18 protein-coding genes are annotated in these 17,278 nt (G+C 63.9%); 8 read left to right on the top strand and 10 right to left on the bottom strand.

Features of this window, described 5'->3' with window-relative positions:
- Positions 1 to 21 precede the first annotated feature (21 nt).
- The 3 genes from KY379_RS19060 to nhaA all read left to right on the top strand — a co-directional run bounded on the left by KY379_RS19060 (position 22) and on the right by nhaA (position 3,801).
- A complete protein-coding gene (locus KY379_RS19060; protein ID WP_261241135.1) occupies positions 22 to 696 on the top strand; it encodes a COG3650 family protein in 675 nt (224 codons plus the stop codon).
- Positions 697 to 799: 103 nt separating this feature from the next.
- Positions 800 to 2,407, top strand: a complete 1,608-nt coding sequence (locus KY379_RS19055; RefSeq protein WP_133331798.1) for an NAD(P)/FAD-dependent oxidoreductase — start codon at positions 800 to 802, stop codon at positions 2,405 to 2,407.
- A 200-nt stretch (positions 2,408 to 2,607) separates the two neighbouring features.
- Positions 2,608 to 3,801 carry a Na+/H+ antiporter NhaA gene (nhaA, locus tag KY379_RS19050; RefSeq protein WP_261241136.1) on the top strand — a complete coding sequence of 398 codons (1,194 nt, stop codon included), beginning with the start codon at positions 2,608 to 2,610 and terminating at the stop codon, positions 3,799 to 3,801.
- Between the two features lie 125 nt (positions 3,802 to 3,926).
- Here nhaA and KY379_RS19045 read toward each other — a convergent pair whose 3' ends face one another.
- The 6 genes from KY379_RS19045 to dinG form a co-directional block, all read right to left on the bottom strand.
- Complete coding sequence (locus KY379_RS19045) at positions 3,927 to 4,391, bottom strand: glycine zipper 2TM domain-containing protein (RefSeq protein ID WP_133331800.1); 465 nt, start codon at positions 4,389 to 4,391, stop codon at positions 3,927 to 3,929.
- A gap of 183 nt (positions 4,392 to 4,574) precedes the next feature.
- The gene (gene pdxH, locus KY379_RS19040; RefSeq protein WP_133331801.1) at positions 4,575 to 5,222 is read right to left on the bottom strand and encodes a pyridoxamine 5'-phosphate oxidase; all 648 of its coding nucleotides are present in this window, start codon (positions 5,220 to 5,222) and stop codon (positions 4,575 to 4,577) included.
- Positions 5,223 to 5,240: 18 nt separating this feature from the next.
- The gene (locus KY379_RS19035; protein ID WP_261241137.1) at positions 5,241 to 6,236 is read right to left on the bottom strand and encodes an OmpA family protein; all 996 of its coding nucleotides are present in this window, start codon (positions 6,234 to 6,236) and stop codon (positions 5,241 to 5,243) included.
- 98 nt (positions 6,237 to 6,334) lie between these two features.
- Entirely contained in the window at positions 6,335 to 7,480 is a 1,146-nt protein-coding gene (locus KY379_RS19030; RefSeq protein ID WP_261241138.1) for a serine hydrolase domain-containing protein, read from the bottom strand.
- A 164-nt stretch (positions 7,481 to 7,644) separates the two neighbouring features.
- The gene (locus tag KY379_RS19025) at positions 7,645 to 9,897 is read right to left on the bottom strand and encodes a beta-galactosidase (protein ID WP_261241139.1); all 2,253 of its coding nucleotides are present in this window, start codon (positions 9,895 to 9,897) and stop codon (positions 7,645 to 7,647) included.
- 130 nt (positions 9,898 to 10,027) lie between these two features.
- Positions 10,028 to 12,172, bottom strand: a complete 2,145-nt coding sequence (dinG, locus tag KY379_RS19020) for an ATP-dependent DNA helicase DinG (RefSeq protein ID WP_133331805.1) — start codon at positions 12,170 to 12,172, stop codon at positions 10,028 to 10,030.
- Positions 12,173 to 12,270: 98 nt separating this feature from the next.
- On the opposite strand from dinG, the gene KY379_RS19015 reads away from it, so the two are divergent.
- Complete coding sequence (locus tag KY379_RS19015; protein WP_261241140.1) at positions 12,271 to 12,735, top strand: CopD family protein; 465 nt, start codon at positions 12,271 to 12,273, stop codon at positions 12,733 to 12,735.
- 41 nt (positions 12,736 to 12,776) lie between these two features.
- Here KY379_RS19015 and KY379_RS19010 read toward each other — a convergent pair whose 3' ends face one another.
- From KY379_RS19010 to KY379_RS18995, 4 genes are all read right to left on the bottom strand, one after another.
- Positions 12,777 to 13,535 carry a collagen-like protein gene (locus KY379_RS19010; RefSeq protein ID WP_261241141.1) on the bottom strand — a complete coding sequence of 253 codons (759 nt, stop codon included), beginning with the start codon at positions 13,533 to 13,535 and terminating at the stop codon, positions 12,777 to 12,779.
- Entirely contained in the window at positions 13,528 to 13,803 is a 276-nt protein-coding gene (locus tag KY379_RS19005; protein ID WP_133331808.1) for a DUF1145 domain-containing protein, read from the bottom strand. Before KY379_RS19005 ends, KY379_RS19010 begins: the two co-directional genes overlap by 8 nt.
- Before the next feature lie 62 nt (positions 13,804 to 13,865).
- Positions 13,866 to 14,579: an OmpA family protein gene (locus tag KY379_RS19000; RefSeq protein WP_261241142.1), complete on the bottom strand. Its 714-nt coding sequence runs from the start codon at positions 14,577 to 14,579 to the stop codon at positions 13,866 to 13,868.
- Between the two features lie 88 nt (positions 14,580 to 14,667).
- Positions 14,668 to 15,357: an OmpA family protein gene (locus KY379_RS18995; RefSeq protein ID WP_133331810.1), complete on the bottom strand. Its 690-nt coding sequence runs from the start codon at positions 15,355 to 15,357 to the stop codon at positions 14,668 to 14,670.
- 159 nt (positions 15,358 to 15,516) lie between these two features.
- On the opposite strand from KY379_RS18995, the gene KY379_RS18990 reads away from it, so the two are divergent.
- Genes KY379_RS18990 through KY379_RS18975 form a run of 4 tightly spaced genes read left to right on the top strand, consistent with a single transcriptional unit; the run spans position 15,517 to position 17,180 of the window.
- Complete coding sequence (locus KY379_RS18990; protein ID WP_133331811.1) at positions 15,517 to 16,011, top strand: DUF6231 family protein; 495 nt, start codon at positions 15,517 to 15,519, stop codon at positions 16,009 to 16,011.
- A gap of 2 nt (positions 16,012 to 16,013) precedes the next feature.
- On the top strand, positions 16,014 to 16,490 hold the full coding sequence (locus tag KY379_RS18985; RefSeq protein ID WP_261241143.1) for a YchJ family protein: 477 nt from the start codon (positions 16,014 to 16,016) through the stop codon (positions 16,488 to 16,490).
- 2 nt (positions 16,491 to 16,492) lie between these two features.
- Positions 16,493 to 16,969, top strand: coding sequence for an LEA type 2 family protein (locus KY379_RS18980; protein ID WP_409977286.1), 477 nt, complete (start codon positions 16,493 to 16,495; stop codon positions 16,967 to 16,969).
- Positions 16,970 to 16,976: 7 nt separating this feature from the next.
- A complete protein-coding gene (locus KY379_RS18975; RefSeq protein WP_060486211.1) occupies positions 16,977 to 17,180 on the top strand; it encodes an SEC-C metal-binding domain-containing protein in 204 nt (67 codons plus the stop codon).
- Positions 17,181 to 17,278: the final 98 nt, after the last annotated feature.

Here is a 17,278-nt window from a genome sequence, read left to right as displayed (position 1 = left end):
AACAGAATGCCGGAGCCCACCATGCGCCTCACCTCTTCCCTGCTGCTCGCTGCGGCCCTGCCCCTGTTCGGTGGCTGCCAGATGCTGGCGGACAAGCCCAGCGACCCGAACATCGGTACCACGCGCATGCAGGGCGAACTGAGCGCCGGTGGCGGCCAACTGCTGTTCAAACCGTGCAATGAAAGCCGCCATTTCGTGATCAACGATGCCGCCGGCACCGGCATCCTCCAGGAAGCCGCCAACCTCGCCAAGGATGCCAACGACAAGCTGTTCGCCGACGTACGCGGACACCTGACTGGCAGCAAGCAAGCGACTACCGACGGCCAGCTCGACGTGCGCGAACTGTATCGGCTGACCCCATCGCCACGGACCTGTGACGACCCCAATTTCAAACAGCTGACCCTGCGTGCCAGTGGCAACGAGCCGTTCTGGGCGGTAAAAGCCAGCGGCCGAGGGATGGTCATCGAACGTCCCGGCAAAGACCCGCTGCCCCTGCCGTTCCTCGAGGAACAGATCCCCGGCGGCGGCCTGACCCTGTCCAGCGAAGCCAACGGCGAGCGCGTCGAACTCTGGGTCGCTCCGCAGCGCTGCGTCGACAGCGCCACCGGCGCGGTGAACCATCTGCGCGCCGAACTGCGCATCGACGGCCAGACCATGCAAGGCTGTGGTTACTACGGCGGTGCCCGGGACAACTGATCGCCGGACGCTTTTATCCTGCCAGTCTGGGCGGCGAACAGCTTATACTTGGCGGTTTGTGTAAAGCCGCCGGCCGCCCATGGCCGGGATACTGGACCCTGCCATGCTACGAATCACCGAACTGAAGCTGCCCCTGGACCATCCCGACGAGGCGCTGCGCGAAGCCATCGTCGAGCGCCTTGGGATCCGCGACGAGCAACTGCTCGGCTTCACCCTGTTCAAGCGCAGCTACGATGCGCGCAAGAAGAACAGTGAGCTGCTGTTCATCTACACCATCGATCTCGAAACCAGCAACGAAGCCGAACTGCTGCGTAAGTTCGAAGGCGATCGCAACATCAGCGTCGCTCCGGACACCCGCTACAAGTTCGTCGGTCAGGCGCCTGAAAACCTCCAGCAACGCCCGATCGTGGTCGGTTTCGGACCCTGCGGCATCTTCGCCGGGCTACTGCTGGCGCAAATGGGCTTCAAGCCGATCATCCTCGAACGCGGCAAGGAAGTGCGCCAGCGTACCAAGGACACCTGGGGCCTGTGGCGCAAGAGCGTGCTCAACCCCGAGTCCAACGTGCAGTTCGGCGAAGGCGGTGCCGGTACTTTCTCCGACGGCAAGCTGTACAGCCAGATCAAGGATCCGCAGCACCATGGCCGCAAGGTCCTCGAAGAGTTCGTCAAGGCCGGCGCGCCGGACGAGATCCTGTATATCAACAAGCCGCACATCGGCACCTTCCGCCTCACCGGCATGGTCGAGCAGATGCGCAAGGAAATCATCGCCCTGGGCGGCGAAGTCCGTTTCCAGGAAAAGCTCACCGATCTGCTGATCGAGGACGGCCAGCTGACCGGCGTGGTACTGGAAAGTGGCGAGCAACTGTTGTCGCGCCATGTGGTCCTGGCCCTGGGCCATAGTGCCCGCGATACCTTCCGCATGCTCCATGGCAAGGGCGTGTTCATGGAGGCCAAGCCGTTCTCCATCGGTTTCCGCATCGAGCATCCGCAAACGCTGATCGACAAGGCGCGACTGGGCAAGTATGCCGGCCACCCGAAACTCGGCGCTGCCGACTACAAACTGGTGTACCACGCCAAAAACGGTCGCTCGGTCTACAGCTTCTGCATGTGCCCAGGGGGCACCGTGGTCGCTGCGACCAGCGAGCCGGGACGCGTGGTCACCAATGGCATGAGCCAGTACTCGCGTAACGAGCGCAACGCCAACTCCGGGATCGTCGTCGGCATCGACCCGGAACGCGACTACCCGGGCGGGCCGTTGGCGGGGATCGAGCTGCAGGAACGCCTCGAGGCTCATGCCTACGTCATGGGCGGCAGCAACTACCAGGCACCGGCGCAACTGGTCGGCGACTTCGTTGCTGGCAAGCCGTCCACGGCGCTGGGCAGCGTCGAGCCATCGTACAAGCCGGGAGTGACCCTGGGCGACCTGGCACCGAGCCTGCCTGACTTCGCCATCGAAGCGATCCGCGAAGCGCTGCCGGCGTTCGACCGCCAGATCAAGGGTTACAACCTGCACGACGCGGTGCTGACCGGCATCGAGACGCGCACCTCCTCGCCACTGCGTATCACCCGTGGCGCGGATTACCAGAGCCTGAACCTCAAGGGGCTGTTCCCGGCGGGCGAAGGCGCTGGCTATGCCGGTGGAATCCTCTCAGCGGGTGTCGACGGCATTCGCATCGCCGAGGCCGTGGCACGGGACATGCTCGGGCTGTAAATCGACGTTGCGGCTTCTGGCCCCTCTCGCCGGCAAGCCGGCCCCTACAGATATGATGCAATCGTTGTAGGAGCCGGCCTGCCGGCGGTAGGGACGTCGACAACATCAGTAAATGTCCACCCAACTTCCGCAACTCTCCCCCTCTCCGTCCAACTGCATCTAGGCTTGCCTGAGGCCTGACCCGCCTTGCCCACCCACTCATGGAGAGCATATTGCCCGTGCGTAGCCTCCTCACCCGCTTCTTCCGGCTCGAAGCCGCCAGTGGTTTGCTGCTGATCGCTGCGGCGGTGCTCGCCCTGATCATCAACAACTCACCGCTTTCCCCGGTGTATGGCGCCCTGCTCGATATTCCGGTGGCGGTCCAGGTCGGCGCTCTGGAGATCGCCAAGCCCTTGTTGCTGTGGATCAACGACGGTCTGATGGCCCTGTTCTTCCTGCTCATCGGCCTCGAGGTCAAGCGCGAGGTGCTTGATGGCCGGCTGTCAAAACCTTCCCAGGTCATCCTCCCCGCCACCGCCGCGCTGGGCGGCATGGTGGTACCGGCGCTGATCTACTGGTTCATCAATCGCGACAACCCGGCAGCGGTGGCCGGCTGGGCGATTCCCACCGCGACCGACATCGCCTTCGCCCTCGGGGTGCTGGCCTTGCTCGGTAAACGGGTGCCGGTGTCACTGAAGCTGTTTCTCATGACCCTGGCGATCATCGACGACCTGGGGGCGATCATCGTTATCGCGCTGTTCTATTCCGATACCCTCTCAAGTGCGTCGCTGATGCTGGCCGCGGCCTGCCTGGTGATATTGCTGGCAATGAACCGTTCAGGTGTGTCCAACTTGGGGCCGTACCTGGTGGTCGGTTTGATTCTCTGGGTGTGCGTACTCAAAAGTGGCGTACACGCCACCCTCGCCGGCGTCGCCCTGGCCCTGTGCATCCCGCTGCGCACCCGACATGCCGAAGCCTCGCCACTGCTTGCACTGGAGCACGCCCTGCAACCTTGGGTGGCCTATGTCATCCTGCCGTTGTTCGCTTTCGCCAACGCTGGCGTATCGTTGGTCGGCATGAGCCTCGACAGCTTCACCCATGCCGTGACCCTGGGCATCGCCGTCGGCCTGGTGTTGGGCAAGACCGTAGGCGTATTCGGCCTCACCTGGCTGGCGGTGAAGTTGCGACTGGCGGCGCTTCCCAGCGGTGCCAACTGGGGGCAATTGCTGGGCGTGGCGATTCTTTGCGGTATCGGCTTCACCATGAGCCTGTTCGTGGGTTCATTGGCCTTCGAACCGGGCAGCAGTGCCTATGCTGGCATGGACCGCATGGGCATTCTGACCGGCTCGTTCTTTGCCGCGCTGATCGGCTACGGTGTCACGGCGATGGCCAGCGGCAAGCCCGATACAGACTGATGGTTCCAGGTTGGTACAGGTGTTCACACGCGGCGCTCGATCTTACAGGCGCCAAATACCTTAAGGCAGGCATTAAAAAACCCCGACAGGCCAAGCCCATCGGGGTTTTTTCTTGCCTGCCGCGATCAGTGGGAGACGCGGCTGGTGCCATCCACGGTCATGATGCGCACGCGATCGCCAACACGGAAGATTTCATTCTCCTGTACCGCCTGGACATAGGCGCGCATGCTGCCGTCGTCTTCGCGGACGGTGATCTCGACACCCTGGGTGCGGGTCAGGCCCTCTTCGGCAGCGGAGCCTGCCAGGCCGCCTGCAACGGCACCGATGACCGCAGCCACGATACTGCCGCGACCGCCACCGATGGCGCTACCAGCTACACCACCGACCACGGCGCCGGCGCCACCGCCGATCGGGGTCTTGGTGCCTTCGATCTTGACCGGGCGCAGGGATTCGATGGTACCCATGCGCACGGTCTGCACGCGACGGGCCTCATCACGAGAGTAGCTGTCGCCAGACAGGTTAGAGGCACAGCCTCCCAGCAACAACGACATGGCGGTGAAGCTCGCCACCAGCAAAGCGGATTTACGCATCGGGAAAGTCTCCTTGAGTCAGGTGTCCATTAGACGCCGCGGCCAGCCGGGTGTCACGAGACATACGTAACAAATTCAATTTCATTCAGCTGCGGTACAGCCCTGACTGGGCCGCACCGGTTGCCCGTAGCGTTGGACCAAGGATAGCCGCACATTGCACCATTTCGATGGTGCGGTGTGACGTCAGGGGGCAAGACGCTCGCGCAGCCAGCTACCGTCGACCAGGCGATAGTTCAGGCGATCGTGCAACCGGCTCGCACGCCCTTGCCAGAATTCGATGCGCTCCGGGAGCAGACGGTAGCCGCCCCAGTGCTCGGGGCAGTGTGGCTGGGTGTCACTGAAGCGTGCTTCGGTGGCCTTGACCAACCCCTGAAGCTCCTCACGATCGGCAATCACCCGACTCTGCGGCGATGCCCAGGCGCCCAGACGGCTCCCCAACGGGCGCACCTGATAGTAATCGTCCGACTCCTTGGCAGTGACCTTTTCCACCCGCCCCTCGATTCGTACCTGACGCTCCAGTGCCGGCCAGAAAAAGGTCATGGCGGCGAAGGGATTGGCCAGCAGTTGCTGGCCCTTGGCGCTGTCGTAATTGGTGAAGAAGGTGAAACCACGCTCATCGAGGCCTTTGAGCAGCAGCACCCGGCAATGAGGGCGCCCCTCGCCGTCGACAGTGGCGAGGGTCATGGCGTTGGCCTCCACCGGTGGCTGCTCGGTCTTCACCGCCTCGGCGAACCACTGCTGGAACAAAGCGAACGGCTCTCCCGGCGCCTGGGCTTCGGCCAGGCCATCACGGGTGTAGTCGCGGCGCATATCGGCCAGAGATTGGGTCATGGCGCAGTTCCTTGAAAATCAGTTGCTCTTCGTCGAGGTGTTGGCAGCGACCTTGTTGGTCGTGGCTTTCTTAGTGGTCGCCTTGACAGGAGCGGCCTTCTTCTTGGCTGCAGTCTTGGCCGGCGCCTTGGACTTGGCGACGGTCTTCTTGGCGGCCGGCTTGGCGGCAGCCTTGGTGCTGGTCTTGCTCTCGACAGCCTTGGCGGCCGGTGCCTGAACCGACTGCGCCGCCACCATCGAGGCCGCGGCGTACGAACCTGGGGTCTGGTACTTGCTCAACAGCGCGACCATGGTGTTCTGTGGGGTCAGCAGCATCTCCACACGACGATTCAGGGCACGGCCCTCGGGGCTGTCGTTGGCGGCACGTGGCATTTCCGAACCCATGCCCTTGAGCATCAGGCGATCACGCTGCAAGCCGCTGAGGCGGAAGATCGCCGAGACCGAGGCGGCGCGTTCCAGGCTGAGCTTCTGGTTGGCCGCGTTGACGCCACTGCTGTCGGCATGACCGAGAATCAGGACGGCGGTCTTGCTGTCACCCTCGACGGTCTTGGCCACACGGGTGATAGGACCGAGGCTCATCGGCAACAGCATGTTCGGCCGATCCGGGTTGTAGGATCCATCCACCGGCAGCGTCACTGCCAACACATTGTCGCGGCGCTCGAGTTCCAGCTTGCTGTCCTTGATCGCCTCGCGCAACTTGGGCTCGTACTCGTCGAGCCAAGCCTGGGTGGCTTTCTGGTCGATCTTCGGCACCGCAGCGGCCTTGGCCTGCTTGTCTTCACCGCCGAACGGCCACCACCAGTGGCCAGCGCTCTCGGTCTTGGCCTCGGATTTAGCCTCCGTCTTGGCCACCTTCTCGGTCACGGCCTCTTTCACTTCCTGGTCGGCCACCTTGTCCGAACCGAATGGCCACCAGGCAAGGCCGCCTTCCTTGGAAGCGTCCTGCGAATGGCTCGCGCAACCGGTCATGGCGGTCAGGCACAGAGCTAGAGCTAAGGTTTTGTGTGAAGACATCAGCGATACACCATGAAAATGAAAGAAATTTTGCCCGCGCGTTCAGGCGTTGGCATTGAGAATAGTCAAAGGGCCGGGCCAATACCCGCATTACCCGATCAAAGGCAACTGCCAAGTACCCGCACCAGCTTCTGCGCCCGCGGGTCCATCAGCACGTAAGGGCCGAGGGTGTTGACCACGAAACCGAAGGCAACGTCATGCTCAGGGTCGGCGAAACCGACCGAACCACCGGCTCCCGGGTGCCCGAAGGCCCGTGGCCCCAAGCCGAACGTGGCATTGGCGACCTCAGGCTGGTCGAGCATGCAACCCAGGCCGAAGCGGGTCTGGGTGAGCAAGGTGCGGTCTTGGCCGAGACTGTGCTCGCGGGTCAGTTCGTCAAGCAGTTCGGACTCGAGCAGGCTACCGTCCAGCAGGCCTGCATAAAAACCTGCGAGGCTGCGGGCGTTGCCATGACCGTTGGCCGCTGGCTGCTGCATTCGGCGCCACTCGGGCTTGTTGGTGCTGGTGAGTATCGCTGGCGGATTGGTGAAGGCGCGGGTCGACAGAGCTTCGGGCTCACGCATGGTGACCTGCAGCAGACGCTGAGCCGCTGCATCCCCGGCATTGCCTTTGCCGCGGGCGATGTGGGCCACGCGATGAAACTCCTCGTCGGCCAGGCCGACATGGAAGTCCAGCCCCAGGGGACGCGCAGTTCGGGCCACGATCGAGTCACCAGGGCCACGACCGTCGGCGCGGCGGATCAGTTCACCGATCAACCAGCCATAGGTGATGGCCGCATAACCGTGCTCGCTGCCTGGGGTCCACCAGGGCGTTTCGGCGGCCAGCGCATCCACCATGGTTTGCCAGTCATACAGGGCCTCAGCCGGCAGCAGCTCGCGAATGGCCGGCAGGCCGGCACGGTGACTGAGCAACTGGCGCAAGGTGATGGCCTGTTTTCCCGCCTGGGCGAATTCCGGCCAGTAGCGGGCCACGGGGGCATCGAGGGCCAGCTTGCCCTCGCCGACCAGCTGCAGCGCGGTAACCGCTGCGAAGGTCTTGGTACAGGAGAACAGGTTGGCGATGGTGTCGCTGTGCCAGGCCTGATGTCCGTCCTTGTCGGCGCTGCCGGCCCACAGGTCGATCACGGTTTCGCCGCCGACCTGGATGCATAACGCCGCGCCACGCTCCTGCGGATCGTCGAACAACTCGGCGAATGCATCACGCACCGCCTCGAACTTCAGCTCATAGTGACCCTGGATCTGCACCCGCCTGTACTCCATCCGACCTTGCTGGCAAAGGCGTGCATTGTTTCAGTAGTTGAGGCGTTTGCAAACTGTGTCTAGCTAGAAGGTCGTCGCTGAAAAGTTCCGTAGACCACGCTTTTGCTGGCCGCCATCCGACGATCGCGGCCAGCCGGGCATGACGCCGCTCAAGGTGCCGGCTTTTCCAATAGGGTGCGCAACTGACCGAGTGTCTGCTGATTGGCTTTGCGCACCGCCTCGACGAAGCCCCCATAAGGCACGTCGGTGATGGCTACCAAGCCTAGATGACCGTTCTCGCCATCGAGCAAACGGCCACTGGCGGGTTGGTCGAGATACTGGAACCAATGCGCGCCGACGATCATCGGCTGCGCCAGGGCGGCCTTGAGGAAGTTGCCATAGGCCGGCCCTCGGTCCTCTTCCCGGGCAACTTCAAGCGGCCCTGGCCAGAATGGCCCACGGTCGCGAGAGCCGAACTGGAATTCGCTCACCAGCACCGGTTTGTCCAGTTCGGCCAGTCGGGTGAAATCGTAGCCATCCTCTGGCTTGAGGGTATAGAAATTGAAGCTCAGCACATCGCAGAATTCGGCACAGGCCTTGACCGCCTCCGGCGTGCTCACGGCATAGCGGCCACCCAGCAACAAATGATTGGGGGCGTGCCACCTCAGGGCATCGGCAATGGTCTTGAAGTAGGTCTCGGCGAACACCTGCTGGAAATGCTGGAAATCGCGCTCGATCTCCGGGTGCGCCGGGTCCGGCAGCGGCGCCTCGAAACCGGGGTCTTCCATCAGTTCCCAGGCCTGCAGGTCGATACCCCAGGCCTTGGACAAGCCAGCCTGGTTGCGGTACTTGTCGCGCAATTGTTTGAGAAACGCCCGCTTGGCCGGTACGTCGGTGGTCAGGCGCAATGTGCCGTAGGCCAGGCCATAGCGGGCCTTGGGGTCATCACCGGGCGCTGCCCAAGCCAGTTCGTTGTCGGCAAAATAGCCGATCAACCAAGGATCGTCGCGATGATCGCGCGCAGCGATGGCCACGGCCCGCTCGGTGGCCATGGCAAACCGGGGATCGAAGGGATCGGGCATGCGTCCCCACCAGTCCATTCCGGTACTGATACTGGTGTAATCACCGACGATCGACAGTGGAAGGGTATAGGCCATGCGCTTGGCCTGGCCCAACGCCGGTTCACTCCAGTTGCCCAAGGTATTGAAACCCCAGGCCTGCAGGCGATCGAGCGTGTGTGCCTGCCAGCGTGCGCTGTCCAGCGCTGCAGGAGGGCAGGCTGCAGGTGCCTGCTCCGGGGTATCGCCTGGGCATGGTTTGGCGTATGTCCGCTGGAGGTTGGCGGCGTAGAAGTCGAACCACCGACCCTGCTTGAAGCCGCGGCCCAGTGATGAGGCGTTGCCGTCGTCGTTGTTGCCATCGCCGTAGAACGCCGCATAGGCATCGCCCTCGGCCGGCAAGCTCTGGAACATGGCCTCACGGCCCGTCACATAGGTCCGTCCGTCGCTGGCCGTGACCGCATTGACGCCCAGGGAATAGAAAGGGTGACCCTCAGGGGTCACCAGAAACCACCGCCCGTCACGCTTTTCGGTGCGGAAAAAACCCCGGCCCTCGAACGCCGGCCCAGCAAGGACACCGCCATAGGTATCCAGCGGCTGCTTGCCGCGCTCGGCCAGCCAGGCCTCCAGCTGCTGTTGCTCGCGGCTGTCCGCAGCCTTGAGCTGCTCGTCATTGACGATTTTCTCTGGCCAGCGGGCACGGGTGGATTGGCCGTAGCCGTCGATCACCCCCTGGTAGGCCGCTTTGTAGGCGAGGTCGTCATCCTGCACTCCGACCTTTTCGATCAACAGACTCTGGGCCACCTTGGGCTTGGGGATGCTCAGGCTCACCGCCACCACCTGCTTGAGGTCGACTTCCCCTGCACTGCTGGCCAACAACAGGCGTTGCCCTTCATGCACCCACGGCATCGGCGGCCCGGCGCGCATACCCTGGCTCAGGGGCGAGGTCGCCTTGAGCGGTACCATCACCGTCTGTGCAGGCCCCGCCGGCAGATCGATACGGCTGGTGAGACTGCGGCCATCACTGCCCTGTACCGTGACGTCTACCGTCAGCGCCCAATCCATGCCGCTTTGCAGGCGCAAGGTCAGAAACTGTCCACTCGACCAGTCCCAGGCGCCCTGCTGTGGGCTCAGGCGCAGGGTCGGGCGCTCGACAGGATTGAACACCACCCGGCGCAACACCTCCCCTTCGGCCGTCTGCTCCGCGTTGTATTGCGGCATCCCAGTGTTGTCGGTGGCCACATCGACCACCGAGGTCGGGCGCACGAAGCTGAACAGCATGTGATTCGCAGCCAACAATGGCGTGCTGAACGACAGACTGAGCAACAACGGCAAGGTTCGGCATGGCAGGGTGCGGCGGATCATGAGGCTGAGGTTCTCCTTCCAGGGCCTGGGATCGTGTCGCGGGACAGGGCTGTTCGACTACCGTCCCTGCAACCCATTGCGGCCTACGACTGTGTGATGGACAACACGCCAGAGAAGCAAGCTCCAGGCGTCAGGTAATTTCCCGCCGGAACGGCGGCAGCGCATTGAGAATAGCCTTACCGTAGCGTTGGGTGACCAGACGCCGGTCGAGCAAAGTGATCACGCCACGGTCCTGCTCGGTGCGCAGCAGGCGACCGCAGGCCTGGATCAGGCGCAGCGACGCATCGGGCACGGCGATTTCCATGAAGGGGTTGCCGCCGCGCGCTTCGATCCACTCGGCCAACGCAGCCTCGACTGGGTCATCGGGCACGGCGAACGGAATCTTGGCAATCACCACATGTTCGCAGTAGGCACCCGGCAGGTCGACGCCCTCGGCGAAACTGGCCAGGCCGAACAGCACGCTGTGCTGTCCATCGTCGACCCGCGCCTTGTGCTTGTTGAGGGTTTCCTGCTTGGACAGGTTGCCCTGGATCAGCACCAGCTTGCGCCAGTCACGGTCCAGGCCATCGAACACGTCCTGCATCTGTTTGCGCGAGGAAAACAGCACCAGCGCGCCCCGGGCATCCTCGACGATGTGCGGAAGTTCGCGAATGATCGCCGCAGTGTGCGCGGTCGCATCCCGCGGGTCGGCCTGCAGGTCGGGTACCCGCAGCAAACCGGCATCGCCATGCACGAAGGGGCTCGGCACCACGCAGGTCACGGCATCGCGGGGCAGGCCCGAGCGCATACGGAAACGGTCGAATTTGCCCAAGGCCGTGAGCGTGGCCGAGGTGACCAAGGCGCCATGGGCGACATTCCACAGGCTGCGCCGAAGCATTTCGGCCGCCAGGATCGGGCTGGCGTTGACTTCGATGTCGAACAACGCGCCGCTTTCGGCCAGGGTCAACCAACGCGCCATCGGCGGGCTGTCTTGCGGGTCTTCGGCGGTGAAGGCGGTCCACAGTTCCCAGTTGCCTTGGGCACGAGTCACCAGGCTGCCGAACAGTGGGTACCACTCCTCGGCCTGGTGGCTGGCAATGCCGATATTGACCTCACCATCCATGCCTTCCTTGAGCAGGTCGGCCAGGCGCGTGAACAGGTCGTTCAGGCGGGCGAAGCCCTTTTTCAACTCGATGCCCACCTCGCGGATCTGCTCCGGCACCACGCCGCCTTCGAAGCGGTAGCGCGGGCGTTCGCGGCCCTCGGTGTCTTCACCAGGGCGGAAGTCGGCGACCTGCTCGCACAGGGTGAACATGAACTGCTGCTGGGTACGCACCTCGCGCGCCAGCTCCGGCACCTGCTCGATCAGCTTGCCCAGGTCGCCAGGTAGCGGATGCTGAGCCAGCAGCTTGGTGAGGTTCTTGGCGGTCTGCTCCAACCAGTCGGCAGTGGAGCGCAAGCGCGAATAATGGGCGAAGTGGCCGATGGCCTTGTCTGGCAGGTGGTGGCCTTCGTCGAACACGTAAACGGTGTCGCGCGGGTCGGGCAACACCGCACCGCCGCCCAGTGCCAGGTCGGCCAGGACCATGTCGTGGTTGGTGACGATCACGTCCACCTTGCCCATACCTTCGCGGGCCTTGTAGAACACGCACTGCTGGAAATTCGGGCAGTGGCGTCCGGTGCACTGGCTGTGGTCGGTGGTCAGACGTGCCCAGTCCTGGTCTTCCAGGGCCTCGGGCCAGCTGTCACGATCGCCGTCCCAGCGGTTTCCGGCAAGCTTTTCGATCATGCTGTTGAACAGCTTCTGGCTGCGTTCGTCGACCTCGATATGAAAGCCTTCCTCCTCGAAAAGCTGGGCCGTGGCGGACTGCGCGTGCCCTTCCTGGAGCAGGATGTCGAGCTTGGACAGGCACAGGTAACGGCCCCGCCCTTTGGCCAGGGAAAAGCTGAAATTGAGGCCGCTGTTGCGCATCAGGTCGGGCAGGTCCTTGAAGACGATCTGCTCCTGCAGGGCGACGGTGGCGGTGGCGATCACCAGGCGCTTGCCAGCGGCCTTGGCGGCGGGAATGGCCGCCAGGCTGTAGGCGACCGTCTTGCCGGTACCGGTGCCCGCCTCGACCGCCACCACGGCAGGCTCGCCGGCCCGGCGGCCCTCGTCGTCGCAGGCGATGTCGCCAAGCACCTTGGCGACTTCGGCGATCATCAGGCGCTGGCCATAACGCGGCTTGAGGCTCTTGGCTTCGAGAAAACGCGAGTAGGCGCCCTGGATGGTGGCTTTGAGTTCGTTGCTGATCATAGTCTGCAGGCGCCCGGAGGGCTGGATATATTTTCAGTGTTTCGCATGGGGCGGCTATCATACCCCGCTATTGCCCTTTATGCCGCATGGAGATCCGGATGCTCGCCTTTGCCCTGCGCTACACATTGCATGTCCTGGCCGCCCTGGTGTGGGTCGGCGGCATGTTCTTCGCCTGGCTGGTACTGCGCCCGGCCTCGGTTGCAGCCCTGGAGGGGCCTGCCCGGCTGCGCCTCTGGGTGGAAGTTTTCCGACGGTTCTTTGGCTGGGTCTGGTTGGCCGTGGCCATTTTGGCGATAAGTGGTATCGGCATGTTGCACATGCGCTTCAGTGGCTTCGAGACCGCGCCACGCTATGTGCAGGTGATGATCGGCGGCGGCGTTGTCATGTTCGCGCTGTTCATGCGCATCCAGGCGCTGCTGTTGCCTGAGCTGAAGACCGCCGTGCAGGACGAAGACTGGGCCACGGGTGCCGCAGTGCTCGGGCGGATACGCCGCATGGTCGGTATCAACCTGCTGCTGGGACTTGCCGTGGTGGCAGTGGCCAGTTCGCGCGTCATGCTTTGAGGGCCTCGGCCCCGGCTTGCTGGTCCGGGGCGGCGTCGCGCTCAGAGCCGTTGCAGGATCAGTTCCCCGGCGGCACCGGCCAGGCCAGGCTGACCGGGTTGCCCAGGACGACCGTTGGCCCCGGGATCGGTGCGGTACACCAAACAGCCCTTGCTCGCGCCCCCCTTGCCCGCCTTGCCAGCGGCCCCGGCCTTGCCTGCGGCGCCGCCATCGAGGCGCACCACGATACGTTCTTCGGCAAAGTCTTGGGGCACGCTCAGACGGATTCGCCCGCCGGGCGCGCCATCATGTCCATTACCCCCATCGTCGCCGTTGGCGCCGCGGCTGGCCTGGCCCCAGGTGCAGCCACCGGCCCGACCGTTGGCGCCATCGAGGCCGATGTAACCGGGGGCTCCGGCACCGCCGCGCGCATCGATCGCCAGGCGGTCCGCGTCGAGCGCGTCAAGTTTGAGGTCGAGGTTGCGTCCCGAACGGGCAGCGCGCTCGTAAGTGCCCGGAGCACCGGGTGCGCTGAATTCGCTGCCTTGCCCCAAGCGGGCTGAGCGCGCTTCGATCATCAGTGCCCGGTCCGAGGGGGCGATGGCGATCCGGGCGTTCTGGCCTAGTTCGAGGTGATCGATGCGCAACTCGGTGAGCGTGGCGGGCAGTAACAGGGTGGCCGAATCGGCGACCCGCAGTTGCTCGAGATGCACGCTGGACGCCTTGTTCGGCAGCCGCAGCATCGAATTGGCAGCGACCTCCAGGCTCTCTGCCTGGGCCAGGGGAGCGGCCAGCGCGGCCAACAACATCAGTTTACGCACGGCTCGGCGCCTCCTGCGGACGGGGAATAGACATGACATGGAAAATACCCGTCAGCAGAATTTGCAGACGGTCGAACCAGCGATGGCTACGGCCACGCAGGCTGCCATTGAAGCACAGTACTTCCAGCACGTGCAGACCCAATAGCGCGATACCAGCGGCATTGATCAGCAGATTGAACGGCAGGGGTTGCGGCATCAGCCAATTGGCCAGCACCACCCACCAGAACGCCACCGTCAAGGTCTTGCCCAGTCCCAGAATGAACGCCATTCCCCACCCCTTCCTTGTTGTACCACCACCGCCACCCGCGTCAGCCCTGCGCGCGCGGGGCTTCAGTTCAGATGCAGGTCGACCCGTCGGTTATGCGCCCGCCCTTGCTCGGTGTCGTTGTCGGCGATCGGCTCACTTTCTCCGCGACCCTGGCTGGTGATCTTGTCTGGCGCCAGCCCTTGGCTGATGAGGTACTGCGCCACGCTGCTGGCGCGACGCTCGGAGAGCGCCTGGTTATAGCTGTCCGAGCCGACGCTGTCGGTGTGACCGACCACCCTGATGCGTGTCACGCCCAGGTCCTGCAAGCGCGGCAGCAGGCTCTGCAAGCGCTGCTCGCTGGCGGGGGTCAGTTCGGCGGAGTTGAAGGCGAACATCACCTGCCCCTGGTCATCGAGGGTGATCACCTCGGCCTTGGGCTCGGGAGCGGGCTGCGAGGGAGGGTATTGCGCCAACGGACACCCCATGTGGTCGACCGATGTGTTGGCCGGGGTATCCGGGCAGCGGTCGCGGCGATCGAAGACGCCGTCGCCGTCTTCGTCTCCATCCTGGGCAAAACAGATCAGGCCGCCGGCAATCGCACCGAGCGCGCCGCCACCGGCTGCCCAGCTGGAGCTCTCGATTGCGCCGAGGCCTCCGCCGACCAGGCCGCCAAGCAGGCTGCAGATCGGCCAGTTGCGCTGATTCAGGGGGGCGCTGCCATCGCTGTGGGTGGCACAACCGGTCAACAGGCTGGAGACCACCAGCAGCGGCAATGCCGCCTTCGACATGACACTCATGATGAACGCTCCTGTGTGGCCGGCCGCTACCGGCTACCCAGGATTAAAGACGCGCCCGCGCCACTTCTCAAGGCGCGGGCGCACGCCGTCAGCGCTCGATCTTGATCTCGGTTCTACGGTTCATGGCACGGCCCTCTTCGGTGGCATTGTCTGCCACAGGTTGGGTTTCACCTGCGCCCATGACCGAAACGAAGCTACTGCGCGGCACGCCGCTTTCGACCAGGTAATCGGTCACCGCGTGGGCCCGACGTTCAGACAGTTTCTGGTTGTAGCTATCGGAACCGACGCTGTCGGTATGGCCGGTCACGCTCAGGCGCGCGCTCGGGGCCTCCTGTTTCAAACGCGTGGCAACAGTGTTCAAGCGCTCCTTGTCACCGGCGGTCAGACGTGCTGAGTCGAATTCGAAGCGCACGTCACGAATGACGATGACCTCTTCTTTCTGCACCACGACTTCCTCGACCACTGGCGGTGGTGGCGGGCAACCATTGGCATCGACCTGCACGCCAGGCGGAGTACCCGGGCACTTGTCGCGACTGTCCGGCACACCGTCACCGTCCTCGTCGCCATCACCGTGCGACCAGCAGTAACCGGCCGCCAGACCACCGCCGAGCAGGGCGCCCCAGCCTGCCCAGCTGGAGCTCTCGATGGCACCCAGGGCAGCACCGCCTACACCCCCGACGGCAGCACACTTCGGCCAGTCGGTTTTTTGCAAACCTGCACAACCAGTGAGCACACTGGTGAGCAGAACCAGAGGTATCGCTGCGCGTACTATGCTCATTTCGTTGGATCTCCTAGGGGGAACCGGCATAACGCCGATCAGTGGCAGTAAAGACCGCCTCATCAATCCCTGCCAGCAATAAGCCACGACCGAGCCCTCTGCCCTTTGCCCGCAGGTCCCTAGCCCGCTAGTCTTGGGCCACCTGAACGAGGATTGGCAATGACCGACGGATTTTCCCAGCGCACACCGCAGCAGGCCCTCGCCGCCCTGCTGGAGCGCTTCACCCCCAGCCGCTTGCTGCTGGTGGGCTCGCACTTCCCCGCCCTGGACGCCTTCGCCAAGGCCCACCCAGACGCGTACATCGCCAGCGCTGCCCCAGGGCCGCTGCCGGCCGAGGTGGCCGCGCAACGCTTCGATCTGGCGATTCTGGTCGACTGCCTCGAACACCTGCCCAAACGCAGCGGACTTGAACTGCTCGGTGGGATTCGTAATCTCAATGCCAGTCGGGTGGCAGTGCTGGCCGACCTGGCCGCCTGCGGCTGGCACGACACGGACTTCTTTGCCCTGGCGCTAACGGCCAGCGAGAAATTTCGTCGTGACGAGCAGCAGCTGAGTCTGTTCACCTATGATCTACACGATTACAAGCAGGTCCCGGACTGGCTCAATGCCAAGTTCTGGGCCAATCCTGAAAACTTTGGCAAGTATTGGTGGTGACGATGAGTGTCTGGGTGTGCCCCTGCGGCAGCGGCAGCCTGCTCGACGCCTGCTGCGGGCATTATCATGCCGGTACCCCGGCGCCCGATGCCCAGACCCTGATGCGCTCGCGCTACAGCGCCTATGTGCTGGGTCTGGTCGATTACCTCGTGGCGACCACCCTACCGGCCCAGCAGCCCGGCCTGGACCGTGCCGCCATCGCGGCGTGGAGTGCCCAGAGCACCTGGCTGGGACTGGAAGTCGAAGGCGCCGAGGTCCTTGGTGGCCAGCCTGAACATGCCTTCGTCACCTTCACCGCCCGCTGGCACGATCAGGAGGGCGACCACCAGCATCACGAGCGTTCGGCGTTCGTCCAGCATGACGGGCGCTGGTACTTCATCGACCCGACCGTCAAGCTCCGGGCACAGCGTAACGACCCCTGCCCCTGCGCTAGCGGGCAGAAATTCAAGAAGTGCTGCGCAAACTACGTGGGCAACTGACGGTGGCGGCCCTGGCACGTACGTTCCTCCTAAGTGCCCTGCTGGCGCTACTGGCGGGCTGTGCCAGTTGGGGCGGCAGTGACTGGCGCGAGCCAGAGGTGCATCTGCTGCGGGTCGAAACGGTCAAGGCGAGGCTGCACCAGCAGGAGTTCGTCCTGCATCTGCAGGTGGTGAATCCTAACGATAGCCGGCTGTTCATCCGCAATCTGGCTTACTCGGTACGCCTCAACGATCTGCTGCTGGCGCAAGATGAAACCAGCTTGTGGCGCAGCGTCGGCGGCCACGCCGAACGCACCTTCAAGATCACCGCGCGGACCAACCTGTGGCAGCATCTCAAGCCACTGGCCAAACTGCTCAAGAGCAAGCAGCCGTTGCATTATCGCCTGCAGGCCGAACTGAACACCGGGTTGATCGTCCATCGGAGCCTGCACTTGTCGCGCAGTGATGAGATAATGCCCGGCGACCTCATACCGGAGTAACCCTGCAATGACCCAACAACCCCATGTTCATGGCCCCGACTGCAACCACGGTCACGATCATCAGCATGATCACGATCACGGCCATGTGCACGGCCCGCACTGCAATCACGGCCACCAGGAGCCGGTGCGCAACGCTTTGAAAGACGTCGGCCGCAACGATCCATGCCCCTGCGGGAGCCAGAAGAAGTTCAAGAAGTGCCACGGCGCTTGAGCCTGAACTGCTGGCCAGCGTCCGACACTGGCTTAACGTGCGCAGCTGCCTTCGGCGCCCGCCGAAGGCGCAACCGCTCCCGACGATTCGGGCAAAAG

The sequence above is a fragment of the Pseudomonas sp. HD6422 genome (genome assembly GCF_025377065.1).
In the GTDB taxonomy this organism is placed as follows: domain Bacteria; phylum Pseudomonadota; class Gammaproteobacteria; order Pseudomonadales; family Pseudomonadaceae; genus Aquipseudomonas; species Aquipseudomonas putida_U.
The sequence above is the reverse complement of the archived record's forward strand: the minus strand, read 5'-3'. Positions and strand labels throughout refer to the sequence as shown.

What these genes read in the sequence shown, in the direction of transcription:
- KY379_RS19060 (WP_261241135.1), top strand. Translation starts at nt 22, where the DNA reads ATGCGCCTCACCTCTTCCCTGCTGCTCGCTGCGGCCCTGCCCCTGTTC.
- KY379_RS19055 (WP_133331798.1), top strand. Translation starts at nt 800, where the DNA reads ATGCTACGAATCACCGAACTGAAGCTGCCCCTGGACCATCCCGACGAG.
- nhaA (WP_261241136.1), top strand. Translation starts at nt 2,608, where the DNA reads ATGGAGAGCATATTGCCCGTGCGTAGCCTCCTCACCCGCTTCTTCCGG.
- KY379_RS19045 (WP_133331800.1), bottom strand. Translation starts at nt 4,391, where the DNA reads ATGCGTAAATCCGCTTTGCTGGTGGCGAGCTTCACCGCCATGTCGTTG.
- pdxH (WP_133331801.1), bottom strand. Translation starts at nt 5,222, where the DNA reads ATGACCCAATCTCTGGCCGATATGCGCCGCGACTACACCCGTGATGGC.
- KY379_RS19035 (WP_261241137.1), bottom strand. Translation starts at nt 6,236, where the DNA reads ATGTCTTCACACAAAACCTTAGCTCTAGCTCTGTGCCTGACCGCCATG.
- KY379_RS19025 (WP_261241139.1), bottom strand. Translation starts at nt 9,897, where the DNA reads ATGATCCGCCGCACCCTGCCATGCCGAACCTTGCCGTTGTTGCTCAGT.
- dinG (WP_133331805.1), bottom strand. Translation starts at nt 12,172, where the DNA reads ATGATCAGCAACGAACTCAAAGCCACCATCCAGGGCGCCTACTCGCGT.
- KY379_RS19015 (WP_261241140.1), top strand. Translation starts at nt 12,271, where the DNA reads ATGCTCGCCTTTGCCCTGCGCTACACATTGCATGTCCTGGCCGCCCTG.
- KY379_RS19005 (WP_133331808.1), bottom strand. Translation starts at nt 13,803, where the DNA reads ATGGCGTTCATTCTGGGACTGGGCAAGACCTTGACGGTGGCGTTCTGG.
- KY379_RS19000 (WP_261241142.1), bottom strand. Translation starts at nt 14,579, where the DNA reads ATGAGTGTCATGTCGAAGGCGGCATTGCCGCTGCTGGTGGTCTCCAGC.
- KY379_RS18995 (WP_133331810.1), bottom strand. Translation starts at nt 15,357, where the DNA reads ATGAGCATAGTACGCGCAGCGATACCTCTGGTTCTGCTCACCAGTGTG.
- KY379_RS18990 (WP_133331811.1), top strand. Translation starts at nt 15,517, where the DNA reads ATGACCGACGGATTTTCCCAGCGCACACCGCAGCAGGCCCTCGCCGCC.
- KY379_RS18985 (WP_261241143.1), top strand. Translation starts at nt 16,014, where the DNA reads ATGAGTGTCTGGGTGTGCCCCTGCGGCAGCGGCAGCCTGCTCGACGCC.
- KY379_RS18975 (WP_060486211.1), top strand. Translation starts at nt 16,977, where the DNA reads ATGACCCAACAACCCCATGTTCATGGCCCCGACTGCAACCACGGTCAC.